This window comes from Devosia sp. T2-14 (assembly GCF_055397495.1).
On sequence record NZ_AP027921.1, the window covers coordinates 721,130 to 738,274 of the forward strand.

14 protein-coding genes and 2 tRNA genes are annotated in these 17,145 nt (G+C 65.5%); 7 read left to right on the forward strand and 9 right to left on the reverse strand.

Going from position 1 to position 17,145, the window contains the following annotated elements; genetic code table 11:
- Nucleotides 1-37 precede the first annotated feature (37 nt).
- Both ACZ5WT_RS03510 and ACZ5WT_RS03515 read right to left on the reverse strand, forming a co-directional pair.
- The gene (locus ACZ5WT_RS03510; RefSeq protein WP_464286007.1) at nt 38-1,339 is read right to left on the reverse strand and encodes a Gfo/Idh/MocA family protein; all 1,302 of its coding nucleotides are present in this window, start codon (nt 1,337-1,339) and stop codon (nt 38-40) included.
- 183 nt (nt 1,340-1,522) lie between these two features.
- Nucleotides 1,523-2,044, reverse strand: a complete 522-nt coding sequence (locus ACZ5WT_RS03515; protein ID WP_464286008.1) for a heme-binding beta-barrel domain-containing protein — start codon at nt 2,042-2,044, stop codon at nt 1,523-1,525.
- 192 nt (nt 2,045-2,236) lie between these two features.
- Between ACZ5WT_RS03515 and ACZ5WT_RS03520 the strand changes: the two genes are divergently transcribed.
- The 3 genes from ACZ5WT_RS03520 (at nt 2,237) to ACZ5WT_RS03530 (ending at nt 7,250) form a co-directional block, all read left to right on the forward strand.
- A complete protein-coding gene (locus ACZ5WT_RS03520) occupies nt 2,237-2,944 on the forward strand; it encodes an ABC transporter ATP-binding protein (protein WP_464286009.1) in 708 nt (235 codons plus the stop codon).
- Nucleotides 2,944-5,490: an ABC transporter permease gene (locus ACZ5WT_RS03525; RefSeq protein ID WP_464286010.1), complete on the forward strand. Its 2,547-nt coding sequence runs from the start codon at nt 2,944-2,946 to the stop codon at nt 5,488-5,490. The genes ACZ5WT_RS03520 and ACZ5WT_RS03525 overlap by 1 nt, the downstream gene beginning before the upstream one ends.
- 248 nt (nt 5,491-5,738) lie before the next feature.
- The gene (locus ACZ5WT_RS03530; RefSeq protein ID WP_464286011.1) at nt 5,739-7,250 is read left to right on the forward strand and encodes a helicase HerA domain-containing protein; all 1,512 of its coding nucleotides are present in this window, start codon (nt 5,739-5,741) and stop codon (nt 7,248-7,250) included.
- 4 nt (nt 7,251-7,254) lie between these two features.
- Here ACZ5WT_RS03530 and ACZ5WT_RS03535 read toward each other — a convergent pair whose 3' ends face one another.
- Nucleotides 7,255-8,118 carry an aldose 1-epimerase family protein gene (locus ACZ5WT_RS03535; RefSeq protein ID WP_464286012.1) on the reverse strand — a complete coding sequence of 288 codons (864 nt, stop codon included), beginning with the start codon at nt 8,116-8,118 and terminating at the stop codon, nt 7,255-7,257.
- A gap of 99 nt (nt 8,119-8,217) precedes the next feature.
- On the opposite strand from ACZ5WT_RS03535, the gene hrpB reads away from it, so the two are divergent.
- Nucleotides 8,218-10,677 carry an ATP-dependent helicase HrpB gene (gene hrpB / locus ACZ5WT_RS03540; RefSeq protein ID WP_464286013.1) on the forward strand — a complete coding sequence of 820 codons (2,460 nt, stop codon included), beginning with the start codon at nt 8,218-8,220 and terminating at the stop codon, nt 10,675-10,677.
- Between the two features lie 352 nt (nt 10,678-11,029).
- Here the strand turns inward: hrpB and otnI are convergent, their stop codons facing one another.
- Nucleotides 11,030-11,773, reverse strand: coding sequence for a 2-oxo-tetronate isomerase (otnI, locus tag ACZ5WT_RS03545; protein ID WP_464287147.1), 744 nt, complete (start codon nt 11,771-11,773; stop codon nt 11,030-11,032).
- A 20-nt stretch (nt 11,774-11,793) separates the two neighbouring features.
- Nucleotides 11,794-12,198: a peptide-methionine (R)-S-oxide reductase MsrB gene (msrB, locus tag ACZ5WT_RS03550; protein WP_464286014.1), complete on the reverse strand. Its 405-nt coding sequence runs from the start codon at nt 12,196-12,198 to the stop codon at nt 11,794-11,796.
- Between the two features lie 111 nt (nt 12,199-12,309).
- Between msrB and ACZ5WT_RS03555 the strand changes: the two genes are divergently transcribed.
- Nucleotides 12,310-12,924: a pyridoxamine 5'-phosphate oxidase family protein gene (locus ACZ5WT_RS03555; protein ID WP_464286015.1), complete on the forward strand. Its 615-nt coding sequence runs from the start codon at nt 12,310-12,312 to the stop codon at nt 12,922-12,924.
- A gap of 282 nt (nt 12,925-13,206) precedes the next feature.
- Here the strand turns inward: ACZ5WT_RS03555 and ACZ5WT_RS03560 are convergent.
- The 3 genes from ACZ5WT_RS03560 to cpdR form a co-directional block, all read right to left on the reverse strand.
- Nucleotides 13,207-13,281 (reverse strand) — tRNA-Val (locus ACZ5WT_RS03560).
- A gap of 28 nt (nt 13,282-13,309) precedes the next feature.
- Nucleotides 13,310-13,384, reverse strand: a tRNA-Val gene (locus tag ACZ5WT_RS03565).
- Nucleotides 13,385-13,489: 105 nt separating this feature from the next.
- On the reverse strand, nt 13,490-13,849 hold the full coding sequence (cpdR, locus tag ACZ5WT_RS03570) for a cell cycle two-component system response regulator CpdR (RefSeq protein WP_464286016.1): 360 nt from the start codon (nt 13,847-13,849) through the stop codon (nt 13,490-13,492).
- Between the two features lie 258 nt (nt 13,850-14,107).
- On the opposite strand from cpdR, the gene ACZ5WT_RS03575 reads away from it, so the two are divergent.
- Nucleotides 14,108-15,004, forward strand: a complete 897-nt coding sequence (locus ACZ5WT_RS03575; RefSeq protein WP_464286017.1) for an N-formylglutamate amidohydrolase — start codon at nt 14,108-14,110, stop codon at nt 15,002-15,004.
- A gap of 78 nt (nt 15,005-15,082) precedes the next feature.
- Nucleotides 15,083-15,871, forward strand: a complete 789-nt coding sequence (gene hisN / locus ACZ5WT_RS03580) for a histidinol-phosphatase (RefSeq protein WP_464286018.1) — start codon at nt 15,083-15,085, stop codon at nt 15,869-15,871.
- Nucleotides 15,872-15,911: 40 nt separating this feature from the next.
- Here hisN and ACZ5WT_RS03585 read toward each other — a convergent pair whose 3' ends face one another.
- Entirely contained in the window at nt 15,912-16,886 is a 975-nt protein-coding gene (locus ACZ5WT_RS03585) for an alpha/beta hydrolase (RefSeq protein ID WP_464286019.1), read from the reverse strand.
- Nucleotides 16,887-17,145: the final 259 nt, after the last annotated feature.

Sequence of the window (17,145 nt, forward strand, 5' to 3'; positions counted from 1 at the left end):
CCTGATTGCGCACTTCCACAGGATATTGCGGCACGCCCTACAATTCTATCCCGGCCTCGGCCAGCATCTGATCGATATTGATGCGCTCGCCGCCGCGCGCGATCGACTGGTTGGCGGCAATGCCGGTCAGGATCGACCAGGCCCCCGCCCGGTGATCGGAGGCGCGGCCATATTTGTCGGCCTCCATATGGGCGGGGTCGAACAGATAGCCCAGCATGATCGGATCGGCGCCGCCATGGCTGCCCTTGCCTTCCCACACCTGAACCGGCTGCGGCAGGCCGCCCGCCAGGTGCAGTTCGGTGGTCATGTTGTGGCGCTCTTCCCTGTCGCGCTCGCCACCGGCAAACACGCCATGCACTTCGATATGCTTGTGCGTCAGCTCGCCCTTGGTGCCGTGGAACTTCACCTCCAGCCCCTCCCAGGGCGAATAGGCCACGAGCGTGTAGTTGAGCGAGGCGCCGGAGGCATATTGCGCCTGCACCTGCATCGTATCTTCAATGGTGATATCATCGGCAAACACGCATTTGTCGCGCCAGTAGCCGTCGTCATCCTCGGCATCGAGATAGAGCGCCTTGAGCGGCTCGTCAGCCTCGAGGTCCATGTAGAAATCGCATTTGCTGGCCACCGGGCAGGTGTGGCAGCGCTCGCCGCGCCCCTGCAGGCCCAGCTTGTCACCCATTTCCGGGGTATAGAAATCGCGCTTGCCGGTCGCCGAGACGGACTTTGGCGTCGAACCCGCCCACCAGTTCAGCAGGTCGAAATGGTGGGTCGACTTGTGCACCAGAAGGCCACCGGACTTGTCCTTGTAGCGGTGCCAGCGGCGGAAATAGTCGGCCCCATGCACGCGATCGAGATACCAGCGGAAGTCGATGGCGGTGATATCGCCGATCACCCCGCTCATCAGCATGTCCTTGAGCTGCGTGCGGGCCGGCGAATAGCGGTAGTTGAAGGTCACCGTGACCGATTTGCCGGTCTCGCGCTGGGCATCGAGGATGCGCTTGAGCCTGGCCATATCGATGGTCATCGGCTTTTCGGTCATCACATTGCGACCGGCCCGCAGCGCCCGCACGATATATTCGTCATGGGTGAAATCGGGCGTGGTGACGATCACCGTATCGGGATCCTGCTCGGCCAGCATCTTGTCGAAATCTTCGGCCAGATAGGTGGCGATGCCATTGCCGCCCGTGTTGGGGACCTTGTCGGCCGACAGCGCCAGCCGGCTCTGGTTGACGTCGCACAGCGCCACCAGTTCGGCCGTCGCGGCATGGGTTTCGGCTACGGCTTCGCGGAACATCTGGTGACGCCCGCCGGTGCCGACAATGGCGAATTTCTGGGTCATATCTGGCTACTGATGTCTGGTAGGGGAAAGCGGTGAACCGCTTGGTTATATCTTCCATACAAGACTAATCATATCATTGCCGCTGTCAATCGCGCTTGCGCGGCCGGACAAGAGAAAGCCCGCACGGCCTGAGGCCATGCGGGCTGAAAATCAACAGCGAACGCGTTCGTTACTTGCGGGTCGTTATTTGGCGAACGGCACCGTCGCGGTCAGCACCCGGCCGGAATTGTTGAACTCAACCTCGAAGTCGACGGTGATGCTGTCATTGCCCTGCAGCAGGATCCGCGAACCGATGCGCACGTCGCTGCCGGCGCGATCCTTCTGCTGCTCCTTGAGATCGAAGCTGATCTGGCCCTGGCTCTGCCGCCCGACGGCGAGGCCGGTAAACCCGGCATTGGAGCTCATCGCCGCTTCGTAGCGCTTCTGATCGTCATTGAAGGCGATCGTGCCGCTGATCGAGAGCGTGGCATCCACCAGCGTGCAACGGCCGGTATAGTTCACCTTGGTCTGGTTGCCCTTGGCAATGTTGAGGCGGCAACGGAACGGCTCGGGGCGATCACCCCCCACCAGGGCGCCTTCGCCCCGCCAGCTGCCGACATAGGATGTCAGCAGTGCCAGCTCGGCATCACCCGCCTGCGATGGCGCAGCGCCCGCAAGCACAAGTACAGCCGCCAGCACGGCACCAACAATATTCGAACGCTTCATCCGGAAAGCCCCCCTGTCGGTCTCTGACATCAGATTCTGTTCATGTCTGCCAGTAGGGAGATACCTAAGCCAATAAGAATCTGACACACCTGACAATGATGTTACGATTTCGCTACCAGCTGGAGCGTACAAATTTCTGTATCGTTTGTGCCAAGCCGCGAGACCGCCGCGGGAGAGATGGATCAGGTTCGGGTGAAAACCTCTGACAAGCCGATCATTGATGCCCTCAATGTAACCTATAATCTCGAAGTCGCCGCCCGGCCGCTTCACATTCTCAAAGGCGTCTCACTGCGCGTCGCGCCGGCCGAAGTCGTCGCCATTGTCGGCCCGTCCGGCAGCGGCAAGACGTCCCTGCTGATGCTGCTGGCCGGGCTCGAGCGCGCCACCACGGGACAGGTGGTGGTCAACGGCTCCGAGCTGGGCGATCTCAGCGAAGACGATCTGGCCCGCTTCCGCCGCAAGACCCTGGGCATCGTGTTTCAGAGCTTCCACCTCATTCCCTCGCTGACCGCCCATGACAATGTGGGGCTGGCGCTCGAAATCGCCTCGCCGGAACTGTCGATGGCCGAAATCCGCGAAAAGGCCGCCGCGGCGCTGGTGGCCGTCGGCCTCGGCGACCGCCTTGACCATCGCCCATCAGCCCTGTCGGGTGGTGAACAGCAGCGCGTAGGCCTCGCCCGCGCCATGGTCGCCAATCCCCCGCTCCTGCTGGCGGACGAGCCGACCGGCAACCTGGACCAGAAGACCGGCGCGCTGGTGGTCGAGCTGATGTTCGACCTTGCCCGCAAGCAGGGCACCGCCGTGGTGCTGATTACCCACGATCCCCATCTTGCTGCCCGCGCCGACCGGGTCTTCACCATGACGGCGGGCCACCTGACCGAAACGCCGGTGCACGCCTGATGAACGCCGTGTGGGCCGCTGTCCGCATTGGCCTTTTGGACATGCGCGGCGATCTCCGCCGCTTCCTGCTGCTGGTCGTGTGCCTGGCCGTTGGCACGGCATTGATCTCCGGCGTCAACTCGGTTGGCGCCAGCATTACCCGCGCCATCGATGGCAGCGCCGCCGAACTGATGGGCGGCGACCTCGAACTTTCGCGCGCCGACCGCATGGCCACCTCAGACGAGGTGACGGCCATGGAGCAGTTCGGCCGCGTTTCCAGCGTGGTCGACACCAATGTCCGCGCCGAATCCGACAGCGCCGACGCCTTTGTCGATCTCTCGGCCGTCGGCTCGACCTATCCGCTGCTGGGGCATGTGGTCAGCCCGCAGCTGGCCGCCGACCAGTCGGTGTTCGACTTCCTCGCGCCGCACGGCGACGTGCACGGCGCTCTGGTTGATGCGCTGCTGCTCGACCAGCTGGGCATTGCCATTGGCGACACCTTCATGCTGGGCGGCACGCCCTTTGAGGCGCGCGGCACCCTGACCAAGCTGCCCGATGGCCCGGTGCGCGGCTTCCGCCTCGGCCTCACCACGCTGATCACCACCGATGGCTTTGCCACCGTCTCGGACCGCTCATCACCTTTGCCCGGTCTTGGCACCTGGTACCGCTATAAGCTGCTGCTTACCAGCGACGACACGACGGCGGCCACCGACGCCGTCGCCACGGCCTTTGCCGACACCGGCTGGAGTCTCCGCACCGCCCGCGACGGGCTGGGCCAGATGGTAACGTACTACGACCTGTTCATACGCTTCCTGGTGATTGTGGGCTTGGGCTCGCTGCTGATCGGCGGCGTCAGCGTGTGGACCGGCATGCAGTCTTACATTGCCGAGCGCGCCAACGTCATCGCCATCCTGCGCAGCATGGGTGCCGGCCGCTCGCGCATCTTCATCCACTTTTTCGCGCAGGTCGCGACCCTGGCCGCCGTCGGCGTGGGCATCGGCCTCATCATCGGCGGCGGCGCGGCCTTCCTCGTGCTGCCTGCCATCGGGCGCGCCGTGGGCATCGATCTGGTTGCGAGCCTGCATCCCCAACCGCTGCTGGTGGCGGCCGCGGCGGGCTTCGTCACGGCTTTCGCCTTTTCCTATCTGCCCCTGCAGCAGGCCCAGACCATCCGCCCGGTGCTGCTGTTCCGCTCCAAGGGCCTGTCGGCCCCGCCCGTCGACTGGCGGGCGCTGCTGAGCTCGTGGCAGTTCCTGCCGCTGGTTGCCGCCGCACTGGCCTTCTTCGTGCTGGCCTGGCTCATGACCGGCGACGTCGCGCTGGTGGCGGCTTTCGGCCTTGCCAGCTTTGCCGCAGCCATCCTGTTCCAGCTGTTCATCCACGCCATCCAAACCATCCTTCCCCGCCTACCCGAACCGCGCGCCCGCATTCCGCGCCACGCGCTGCGCGCCATTTCCGGCTCTGGCCAGAATGCCGCCGCCGTGGTGGTTTCGGCCGGCATGGCACTCTCCATGCTGATCGTGGTGCTGGTGCTGCAGGCCAATCTCCGGCAGGAATTCCTCGGCGCCTCGGCCTTCGACGTGCCGACGCTGGTGGCCTCCGACCTGTTCCCCGACGAGGTGGACGAACTGGCCGCCCAGGCTGGCCCCGGCACCGACATTCCCGGCTTTGTCGCCACGCCCATGCTGCGCGGCAGCCTAACCGACATCAACGGCGTGCCCGCCGCCAGCGTCCACACCCGCGGGCCCGAAGCGACCTTCCTGCTGGCCGGTGAAGTGCCGCTGACCTACCGCACCGAGTTGCCGGCTTCGTCGCGCATCGTCTCAGGCAGCTGGTGGCCCGCCGACTATACCGGCCCGGGCCTCGTCTCGCTGCACCAGAGCCTGCGCTCCGGGCTTGGCGTCGAGCTTGGCGACACGCTGACCTTTACCATTTTCGGCGAAGCGGTCACCGTGGCGATCGCCAGCTTCCGCGACTATTCCTGGCAGGGCGGCATCGACTTCCTCGCCACCTTCTCGCCCGGCGTCATCGAACAATATCCGACCACCCTGTTCGCGGCCGTCACCGCCGCGCCGGGGCGCGAGGAGGCGGTCAAGCGCATGCTGGCATCGGATTTCCCCGACGTGCGCTTCATCGCCATCGGCGACACGCTCAAGCAGATCACCGATGCGCTGAGCCAGCTGTCCTTCGCCGCGACCCTGGTGGGCGGGCTGGCCGTGGGCAATGGCCTGCTGGTGCTGATCGGGAGCCTGTCGACGGGCCGCCGCCAGCGCGAGGCCGACACGGTGATCACCAAGGTTCTGGGCGCCACACGCCTTGAGCTGATGACCACTGCCTTCGCGCAATATCTGATCCTGGCCGCCCTCGCCGCCATTCCGGCCACCATTCTGGGCGTCAGCCTGGGCCGGCTGGTCAGCATGGTAATGCTCAATGTCGACTTCACCCTCGACATCGACTCGCTCGGCGTCGTGCTGCTCGCCGCCATCGCCATCACCGCACTCTTGGGCGCACTGACGATCCTGCGCGCGGCGACGGCAAGGCCGGCGAGGCTGTTGCGGGATTTATAGGCACATCTCCACCACCCACTATGTCACCCCGGCCTTGAGCCGGGGCCCATCCTGAGATCTAGAGATGGATCCCGGCTCAAGGCCGGGATGACGCCGAGTTTGTGGGGGTGCGGCAATCACATCGTGATCTCACCACCCTGTGACTTCCCCATCCCTATTCCCCGAATCGGCGCGGTCGGTGCTAACAGTCGGGAACACCTAGTGCTGCGCACGCCCGAATGACGGCCGTGCCCCCCTCCGGAGACCCGATGAAGGTAGCAATCGACATGGGCGCAACGACGGGCGCCAAGCCCGCGACGCTCGATCTCGAAGAGCTGCTGGCCACGCGCCTGCTGGTGCAGGGCAATTCGGGTTCGGGCAAGTCGCACCTGCTGCGGCGCCTGCTCGAGCAATCGGCCCCCTGGGTGCAGCAATGCATCATCGACCCAGAAGGCGACTTCACCACGCTGTCCGACAAGTTCGGACATCTGGTGGTCGATGCCACGCGCACCGAGGCCGAGCTGACGCGCATTGCCGCCCGCGTGCGCCAGCACCGCGTTTCCGTGGTGCTCAATCTTGAAGGCCTCGACGTCGAGCAGCAGATGCGCGCCGCGGCGGCTTTCCTCGGCGGCATGTTCGATGCCGACCGCGACTATTGGTATCCCGTGCTTGTCGTGGTCGACGAAGCCCAGCTCTTCGCGCCCGCCGTGGCCGGCGAAGTCAGCGACGAGGCCCGCAAGCTGTCGCTGGGCGCCATGACCAACCTGATGTGCCGTGGCCGCAAGCGCGGCCTGGCTGGTGTCATCGCCACCCAGCGCCTTGCCAAGCTCGCCAAGAACGTCGCCGCCGAAGCGTCCAACTTCCTGATGGGCCGCACCTTTCTCGATATCGACATGGCCCGCGCTGCCGACCTGCTCGGCATGGAGCGCCGCCAGGCCGAGCAGTTCCGCGACCTGACGCGCGGCTGCTTTGTCGCCCTCGGCCCCGCCATTTCGCGCCGCCCGCTGCCTGTTACCATCGGCAATGTGGAAACCTCGGCCCGCTCGACCAGCCCCAAGCTGACGCCCCTGCCCGAAGCGCCGATCGACGCCGCCGACCTGATCTTCACGGCCTCGCCCGAAGAGCAGATCAAGCCCTATGTGCGCCGCCCGGCGCCGCCGCCCCCGCCTTCGACCAATGAGCTGCTGGCGCAAGTTGCCCGCGCCCGTCCGCCGGTTGAGGAAGCGCCGCAAAGCCTGTTCCCCGAGATCGACGAGGCCGAACGCGCCAGCCAGATCGAGGACATCATGGTGGAGCTGCTGGACGATCCCGACGCCTCGTTCCGCACCGTCGCCGTGCTGTATCAGGACTTTTTGGTGCGCTGCCGCATCCGCCGCGTGCCGGGCGAGCCGCCGGCCCTGCCCGAATTCAAGCGCAAGCTGGCCATTGCCCGCGTCGCCCCGGACAAGGAAGTCGCCCAGTCCGATGGCTGGCAGCATGCCCTCAACATGTCGGAATCGCTGACCGACGACGTGCAGGGCGTGTTCCTCGTGCTGGCGCAGGCCGCGCTCACCAATGCGCCCTGCCCGTCCGACGCAACGCTGGCGCGCCTCTATGGCACCCATTCGGCCAGCCGGGCCCGGCGCCTGCTGACCTGGTTCGAGGAACGGGGCCTGCTCGTCGTGCGGCTCGATTTCCGCAACAACCGGGTCGTGGCTTTCCCCGACCTGGGTGCCGAAACCGCTGCGGGCGATCCCAATGGCCCCGACAACCTGATCGACGAGCGCGGCGCGGCCGAATAGGCCACTAGCCCTCTATCGTGACCGTAAAGCCATAGCGCGCGGTCTCGCCCGGTGCCAGCACGACCCCATAGGGTCGCGAGGCCAGATCCTCGCTGCCATCCACCATGGCCGCCGTGCCATGCCAGGGTTCCAGGCACACAAAGGGCGCGCCGGGCTTGGACCAGATGGCAAAATTGGGCAGGTTATCCCAAGTGAAATGCAGGCTCTTGCTGCCCGCCGCATAGCGCACGCCGGAGCCTGCGCCCTCGGGAAACAGCATGGCATCGGCGTCGAACAGCGCGTGATCGAGCACCAGCCGGCCCCGCTGGAATGGCGAGGGCATCGCGCCCGGCTTCACCAGCCCGCCCGATAGCCGAACCAGTTCCGGCGCGCCGCCATTGTCGAGCGTGACGCTATGCTCCTGCCCCTCGCAGCTCGGCAGCGGCCAGACAAAGCCGGGATGAAACCCGATCCCGTATGGCATCGCGGTCTCGTCGAGATTGGTGACCTCGGCCGTGACCGCAACGCTGTTGCCGCTCACCCTGTGCTCGATGGCCAGCAGGAAATCGAACGGATAGATCGACCGGCTCGCCGGGCTGGAATGCAGCTCAAAGCGGCAGAAATCCGCGCCTTTGGCCGCCAGCTCGAACATGCTGCGACGGGCGAAGCCGTGCTGGCCCATCGGGTAGCGCACGCCATCGATGCGGATGTGGTCGCCCGGTGACTTGCCCACGATGGGAAACAGCACGGGCGAACGGCCAGACCAGAACGCGGAATCCCCCTCCCACAGCCAGTTGTTGCCATCGCTGGTAACGAGCGACGCCATTTCCGAGCCCATGGGCGAAACCTCGACCCGCAATTGCTCATTGCCGATGCTCACATTGCCCATGTCGCCCTCCTGCCAAATCAGCTGCACACTAGCCTTGCCGGCCGGGGCGTGGAAACTGCTCTCTTGTGGTCAGGGTTGGGCTAGGGGTATGGCTCGGCGATGCCCCTGCCCCCGCTGCCGCCCCTGCCCATTGATGATGCCCTGCCGGCCCTGCTACAGGCGCTGGCGAGCGGGCCCTATGCCGTGCTGGTGGCACCGCCCGGTGCCGGCAAAACCACGCGCGTGCCGCTGGCTCTGCTCGATGCCCCCTGGCGGGGCGAAGGCCGCATCATCATGTTGGAGCCCCGGCGCCTCGCGGCCCGTGCCGCCGCCGGGCAGATGGCGCGCCTGCTCGGCGACGAGGTGGGCGGCACCATCGGCTATCGTGTTCGTATGGATACGAAAATTTCCGCCCGCACCCGGGTCGAGATCGTCACCGAAGGGGTGTTTACCCGCATGGTGCTCGATGATCCCGAGCTGAGCGGCGTAGCCGCGATCCTCTTCGACGAGTTCCACGAACGCAGTCTCGATGGCGATCTGGGGCTGGCGCTGGCGCTCGATGCGGCGGCTTTGCGGCCCGATCTGCGGGTGCTGGTGATGTCGGCAACCATCGATGGCGCCAGGGTTTCCGGGCTTTTGAACGATGCACCGGTGATCGAAAGCCTCGGTCGGGCCTATCCGGTGGAAACGTTTTATCGCGAGCCCGATCCGCTGTTGCGGCTGGAAGATCAGGTGAGCAATGCCGTGCTGGCGGGGTTGCGCGAGCATGAGGGATCCATGCTGGTTTTCCTCCCCGGACAGGGAGAAATCACCCGGATTGCTGCAAGACTGGCTGCACGCGTGCCGGCCAATACCGACATCGCGCCACTCTATGGGCAGCTCACGCCGGCCGAGCAGGACCGCGCCATCCGGCCGGCCCAGGACGGGCGCCGCAAAGTGGTGCTGGCCACCTCGATTGCCGAAACCTCGCTGACTATCGATGGCGTCCGGATCGTTGTCGACAGCGGCTTCCGCCGCATTCCGGTTTATGAGCCGGGCACGGGCCTGACGACACTGGCGACCCGCCGCGTATCGCGGGCCGGGGCCGACCAGCGCCGGGGCCGCGCTGGCCGCACCAGCCCCGGCATCGCCATCCGCCTGTGGAACGAGGGCCAGACCGCAGCACTCGAACCCTTTGATACGCCTGAGATTTTGGCCGCCGACCTTGCCGGGCTCGCGCTCGACCTGGCCGCCTGGGGCGTCACCGACCCCACCACACTGGGCTTTCTCGATCCGCCGCCCGGCCCCGCCTGGAACGAGGCCATTGCCCTGCTGCAATCGCTCGATGCCCTCGACGCATCCGGGCATCTCACCGCCGATGGCAAGGCTCTGGCGCGCCTGCCGCTGCATCCGCGCCTTGCCCATATGGTGGTATCGGCTGCCGCCGAGGATGATGCGCGGACCGCCGCAGAGCTGGCATTGCTGATCGGCGAACGCGGCCTCGGGGGCGACAGCATCGACCTCAGCCAGCGCCTGGAGCGCTTCAGACGGGATGGCGGCAAACATGCATCGTCTTCAAGCATGCTGGCACTTCGCTGGGCAAAATCTGCTGGTGGCGGCACCGGCGGCAATCTGCCGGTCGGCCAACACCTTGCCCGCGCCTATCCCGACCGCGTTGCGCAGGCCGCTGGCGCGCGTGGACGGTTCCGGCTCGCCAATGGTCGCCAGGCCAGCCTCGACGCCACCGAGTCCCTCGCCGCCTCTCCCTTCCTCGTCGTGACCGATATGACCGGCGCTGCCGCCAATGGTCGTATTCGCGGTGCGGCGCCGTTGACGCGGGACGACATCGAAAACCTTTTCGCGTCCCACATCGTCAGCGAAAATGTGCTGGCCTTCGACGATCCCTCCGGCAGCGTTCGCGCCCGCCGCGTCCGCCGTCTTGGCGCCCTGCGCCTAGCCGATGAACCGGTGGCCGTGGAAGATCCCGAGGTCGCCGCCTTGCTGCTCGCCGAAGCCGCCGCCCGTCGCGGCCTCGACCTGCTGCCGTGGAGCCGCGAGCAGAAGGCCTGGCGCGCGCGCGCCAATTTCCTGCGCTTCACGCTGGGCGACGAATGGCCGGACCTCACCGCCGAAGCCCTCGCGCCCAGCGTTGCCGAATGGCTGGCGCCGGCCTTGTTCGGACTGACCAAGCTGTCGGAGATAACAGGCGATGTTTTGCGCACCGCGCTCGACCTGCTGCTGCCCTATGCGCGCCGGCAGGATATCGAAGCGCTGCTGCCGAGCCACTTCACCGCCCCAACGGGCAATGCCGTGCCGATCGACTATTCGGCCGAGGGCGGCCCGGCGATCGAAATCCGCGTGCAGGAATTGTTCGGTCTGACGCGCCACCCCACCATTGCCAATGGGCGTATCCGTCTGCTGCTGATCCTACTCTCCCCGGCCCATCGCCCGATTCAGACCACTCGTGATTTGCCCGGATTTTGGAGCGGTTCATGGGCTGATGTGGTCAAGGACCTCAAGGGGCGCTACCCACGCCACCCCTGGCCTGATGAGCCGGCAAAGGCAAAACCTACGGCTCGCGCGAAGCCGCGGGGGACGTAGGGCTCGGTCCTCCTACTCTTCCCGCCCACCGGCGCTGCCCGCGGACTTGATCCGCGGGCCTCGCGGCACGGGCACCATTTGGGGAGAAAGCTGAGAGGGGCCCGCGGCTCAAGTCCGCGGGCAGCATCGGTGCTTAGGGCAGCATGCGGGAGCCAAACCCACGCGATGTCTCAGTCGTCTTCCCTTCACCTTGTGGGCACGGAAGCGAGATAGGGCTTAGCGTTTGCCAAGCCCCTGATCGAGCAGGGTGGGGGAGCGAGAGCCGCGATATCGGGGCCAGTCCTCCCCCCACCCTTGATCCCTCCCCGCAAGGGGGAGGGAGACGACTGCGGACTGCGGAGGTCGTGCTTAGCTAAGACCGCATCCAGCCTAGCCCTGCGCTCGTGCCCGCCAATGGCCTGTATTCCGCGCCGATCCAGCCGTCGTATCCGAGGCGGTCAAGGGCTTGGAAGACATTGGGATAGTTGATCTCGCCGGTGCCCGGTTCGTGCCGGCCCGGCACGTCGGCGACCTGCACATGGGCGATGCGGGTTTGCAGGCGCTCGAAATTGGTCAGCAGGTCACCCTGGGTCACCTGCATGTGGTAGAAATCGTATTGCAGCCAGAGATTGTCGGAGCCGACGCGAGCCATGATGGCCTCGGCCTGAGCGGTGCCGGAAATGGCATAGCCTGGCATGTCGTGCTGGTTGATCGGCTCCAGCAACACTCTGATCCCCACCTCGCCCAGCAGTTCGGCGGCCAGCGCGAGATTGGCGACCAGCACGCTCTCGCAACGGTCGCGAGCTTCGCCAGCCGGTATGATGCCCGCGAGGCAATTGACCTGCGTGCAGCCCAGCGCCTGCGCATAGGCGATGGCGGTGTCGATACCTGCGGCAAACTCGGCCTCGCGCCCGGGCAGGCAGGCGAGGCCCCGCTCGCCGGCGGCCCAATCGCCCGCCGGCATGTTGAACAGCGCCTGCTCCAGCCCATGGCGCTCGAGCAGGGCGGCAATGGTCTCGGGCGCGTGCTCATAGGGAGAAACATATTCGACGCCGCGGAAGCCATCGGCTGCCGCGGCGCCAAACCTGTCGAGAAAACCATGCTCTGGATAGAGCATGGAGAGATTGGCCGAGAGCTTCACGCGGCAGGCGTGAAATTGAGCGCCACGCCATTGATGCAATAGCGCAGGCCGGTGGGCGGGGGACCATCGGGGAAGACGTGGCCGAGATGGCTGCCGCAGGTGGCGCAATGCACCTCGGTGCGCACCATGCCGTGGCTCTTGTCGGTGGTGGTTTCCACCGCGCCCGGCAGCGGATCGTTGAAGCTGGGCCAGCCGGTGCCGCTTTCAAACTTCAGCGTCGATTCGAACAGCGGCGTATCGCAGCCGGCGCAGGAAAAGGCTCCCTGCCGGGTTTCATGCAGGAGCGCACACGAGCCGGGACGCTCGGTGCCATGCTCGCGCATGATGTAATATTGTTCCGGGGTCAGCATGGCGCGCCATTCGGCATCCGTCCGGGTCACCTTGAAGGCATGGGTGTCCATCGATTCACTCCTGTTTCGCGCTGTCACAAACGCTGAATATAGGATCAGATACCGCCAGCCCATAGGGTCTGGTGCTGCAATACCGGCCCCACCGCGAGACAAGGCCCATCCATGACCATCGTGACCTCCATCGAACAGCTCGAAGCGCTGTATTCTCCCGCTCCGGTCGCCGCCTCCACCGCCAAGGTCGCCACGGCCATGACGCCACATTACCGGCGCCTGATCGAGGCGAGCCCGTTTGCCGCCCTGGCGACGGTGGGGCCGGAGGGGATCGATTGCTCGCCACGCGGCGACCAGCCCGGCTTCGTGCGGGTGCATGATAACAACACATTGATGATGCCCGACCGGCGCGGCAATAACCGCATCGATTCGCTGCGCAATATCGTGCGGGACCCGCGCTGCGCGTTCCTGTTTCTACTGCCGGGCAGCGGCACGACGTTCCGCGCCAACGGAAGGGCCCATCTCAGCGTCGACCCCGAGCTGCTGGAGAGCTTTGCCATGGAGGGCAAGGCGCCGCGTTCGGTGATCGTGATGGCGATCGACGAGCTGTATTTCCAATGCGCCCGCGCCATCATCCGCAGCGAATTGTGGAACCCCGAACGGCATCTCGACCCCAAATCGCTGCCGACCGCGGGCGAAATGCTGGCGGCAATGACGGAGAATCAGGTCGGCGGCCGGGATTATGACCAGGCCTGGCCGGAACGCGCCCGGCAGACGATGTGGTGATTCCCTGAGGGGCACGCAGCGCGCCTCACCATGAGGGCATAGCGCTGATTCGTCGGATGACGATCAAACGCGCGAATCGCCTGGTCACTAAGTGCGCGAATCACGGCACCGCATGTTCGGTGGGGGCATAGCCTAGATTTCAGCCTTCGCCGGAATGGCCCGGTGGGCACAAGCACAATGCGGCAGTCGGGGATTTCGGGGCGTAGGGGCGCAACTGGGGTACGTTAGCACCAGGAGCGCAGAGGATCGCCGTTTTCAGAGATCTCGAAAAAGGAAGGCCGATGGTGGGAGTAACAAGGATTGAACTTGTGACCCTTCGCGTGTGAAGCGAATGCTCTCCCGCTGAGCTATACTCCCGTCGCCAAAGGCGAAAGTCTTAGAGAGATGGTGGGCGTAACAAGGATCGAACTTGTGACCCCCTCGATGTCAACGAGGTGCTCTCCCGCTGAGCTATACGCCCATCTCTCCGGGAAGGAAGGGCGCTAAGCCCTGCCAGTGGCGCGGATAAACCATGGAACCCCCCGAGGGGTCAAGAGGCCAAACGCGGATTGTGGATAGTCTTTTTTCAAGCGGCCAGAAGACGTTCGACTTCGTTGACCAAATCCTTGAGGTGAAAGGGCTTTGAGAGCACCGACGCTTCCTTGGGTGCGTCGCTGTCCGGATTGAGGGCAACCGCGGCAAAGCCGGTGATGAACATCACCTTGAGGTCTGGATCGAGTTCGGTGGCGCGGCGCGCCAGTTCGATTCCATCCATTTCAGGCATCACGATATCGCTGAGCAGCAGCGCGAAGGGCTCTTCGCGCAGACGCTCATAGGCGGACAGGCCATTATCAAACGAGACCACTTCATAGCCTGCGTTCTTGAGCGCACGCGTCAGGAACTGGCGCATGTCGTTATCGTCTTCCGCAAGCAGAATGCGTTTCATTGAGGTCTCCGGCCTTCGTATCCGCCCCGCCGGATGCGATCCGGCGCGGGCCATGGCGCCACAAGCCGCGCGCCCTGCCGGCGCGCCGTGAGTCGCACTGTATCGCGCGATGTTTAAGCTAACTTTGCGCTTCTGCAACAGCTAGCGGTTTCCCCTTGGCTATTTTGCGGCAATCTGGACAACAAGGGCGCAAACGGCGACAATCGCTGTGCAAATCAATGGCCGCAACGGGCGGCCCGCCTGATCCGGGGAGACATCGTGCGGTCCGACTATTGGGATCGATCGGCATTCGAAACCATCCGGCCCCGCCGGCTGGTCGCGCCCGTGGTGTTCAACTCTGCCCATTCCGGCAGGGTCTATCCCGAACGGTTCCTGGCCATGACGCGGCTCGATCACCTCTCGATCCGGCAATCGGAAGATGCCTTTGTCGACGAGCTGTTCGAGCGCGCGCCTCATCTGGGCGCCCCGATGCTGCGCGCGCATTTCCCGCGCGCCTATCTCGACGTCAACCGCGAGCCCTGGGAGCTCGATCCCACCATGTTCGACGAGCCGCTGTCGGAGCGGTTCAACACCACTTCGCCGCGCGTGGCGGCCGGGCTGGGCACGCTGGCCCGCGTGGTGGCCGAGAACAAGCCGATCTATCGCGACCGGCTGACGCTGGACGATGCGCGAATGCGCATCGAGGGCATCTACCACCCCTATCACGCGGCGTTGCAGAAGCTGCTCAGCGAAGCACTGGGGGCCTTCGGCGTGGCGCTGCTGGTGGATTGCCACTCGATGCCGCGCATCACCCGCTCAAATGACAAGGCGGCCCCCGATATCGTGCTGGGCGACCGCTATGGCACCACCTGCGCGCCGGTGCTGGTGGACCTGGTGGAAACCATCTTCACCAGCGCGGGACTGAAAGTGGCCCGCAACCGCCCCTATGCCGGGGGCTTCGTGACCCGCACCTATGGCCGCCCGCAGCATGGCGTGCATGCCATCCAGATCGAAATCAGCCGCCACCTCTACATGAACGAGGTGACGCTCAACCGCCATGACGGCTTCGAGGCCGTGCGCGCCATCATCGAGCGGCTGACCTTCGCGCTGATCGGACTTGACCTGGTGGCCCTCGCCGGCAGCCAGCCGATGACCGAAAAGGCCGCGGCGGAGTAATCCGCAATTCCACAATGACCATCGGCGCCAGTCCCGCCACCGCGGGAACAAGGCCGCGCCTGCCACAAGGAGTGCCCCGTGACACTTGATCTTGCCAAAGTCGAAGCCACCCTGCTTGCCGCAGCCGACGCCGCCGCGACGCGCACCCTGCCCCTGTTCCGCACCAGCCTGGGCATCGACAACAAGCTCGAAGCCGGGTTCGACCCGGTAACCGAGGCCGACCGCGGCGCCGAAACCGCCATCCGCGCGGTAATTGCCGAGCATTTTCCCGACCATGCCATCATTGGCGAGGAATGGGGCAGCAGCGGCGACAGCCCCTATACCTGGATCATCGACCCGGTGGACGGCACCCGCGCCTTCATCTCCGGCGCGCCGGTCTGGGGCACGCTGATCGGCTTTGCCCATGAGGGCGTGGCCATTGCCGGGGTGATGAGCCAGCCGTTTATCGGGGAAACCTTTCTGGGCATGCCCGGCCGCGCGAGCTATGCGCGCAACGGGAGCACCACCGCGATCCGCACCAGCGGGCAGACCGAACTGGCGCCGTGCCGGGTCTTCACCACGACGCCGAGCCTCTTTGCAGCGCCGGCGCTGCAGCCGAAATGGGATGCTATCGTGCGGGCCACGCGCCTGCAGCGCTATGGCATGGATTGCTACGGCTATGCGCTGCTGGCAGCCGGCCATGCCGACCTGGTCGTCGAGCCCTCGCTCAACACCTATGACATTGCCGCGCTGGTGCCGATCATCCGCGAAGCCGGTGGCGCTATTGCCTGCTGGGACGGGAGCGAACCGACCAAGGGCGGCAACGTGGTCGCCGCCGCCAGCCAGGAGCTGCTGGACAAGGCGCTGGAACTGATCAACGCGCATTAAGGGACCGGGGCCTACGGCCTCGTCCACCCAGTCCCAACCGCTAGCTGCTCTGGTTGGTGATAAACGCGTCGAAGGCCGCAAAGACCTGGCCGCGGATGGCGTCGTTTTCGACGAAGAGCTCGTGCCGGGCGCCGGGCACCACCATGTGCCGGCCGGTGCGCAGGCGCAGGCCCAGCTGCTCGGTGGCTGAGGTCGCCACCACCTCGTCGCGCGCCGCCGCCAGGATCAGCATGGGAATCTTGATCTGGGCGGGAAAGCGCTCGTCGGCCGCGTCGGCCATGGCGCTGGTCGCCGCCGCCAGCCAGCGCAAAGTGGGCTGACCAATTTCGAGATCAGGCCGCGCCTTGATCACATCCACCATGCGCATGAAACGCGGGGCGTCGGAGGTCAGCGCGTTGCCGGCAAAGTCCATTTCCGACAGGGGCTTGTCGGCGCTGCGCCCCACCGGCAGGCGTCCAAGGCCGAGAAAACTCGCAACGGCGGTCGCCCGCGCCATGCCGCGCATCGACAGCGGCAATCCCGGCAGCGATACCATGGGCGAGCTGAGGAAGATGCGGTCAAACATCAGCCGGTCCTTGACCGCTGCATTGATGCTGACCAGGCCTCCCATGGAATGGCCGACCAGGTAATAGGGAGGCCGGCTGTCGGGCAGCAGGATCTCGCCGTGAAAGCTCTTGAGGTCGGTGAAATAATCGTCGAACTGGTCGACATAGCCCAGCTTGCGATTGCCGATCAGCCGGTCGGAACCGCCCTGCCCGCGCCAGTCGAAGGTCGCCACGGCAAAGCCGCGCTTGCGGAAATCCTGGATGGTCTCGAAATATTTCTCGATGAATTCGGTGCGCCCCTGGACGAGGCAGATCGTGCCCCGCGCCGCGCCCTCCCCCTTGGGCCACAGCGCATAGCGCAGCCGCACCTTGTCGCTGGTGGTGAAATAACCCACCCGGGCGCCCTCGGGCACCGGATTGGAGGGCACATTGGCAAGGCTCGGCCCGGCGGGATCAACGGCGTTCATCATGGCCCCTTGTGGCGGCTGCGGGAGCGCCAATCTAACCGACTATCCACGCCGCGCAAACATCGGGGCATGACGGCAAAACGCGGCCTATCGCTGCGCGAAAGCGGGAAAGCCGGCATCTCGGGATGAGATACCGGCTTCCTGTTGGCGACCCATGCGGGGGGCGGGTGATGGGCCGCTTGGCAGTGCCAGGTGTCCCTCAGCACATGCCCCTTTCTAGCCCTCGCCCCCTGAATTGAAGCGGAAGGAACCGTTCATTTTC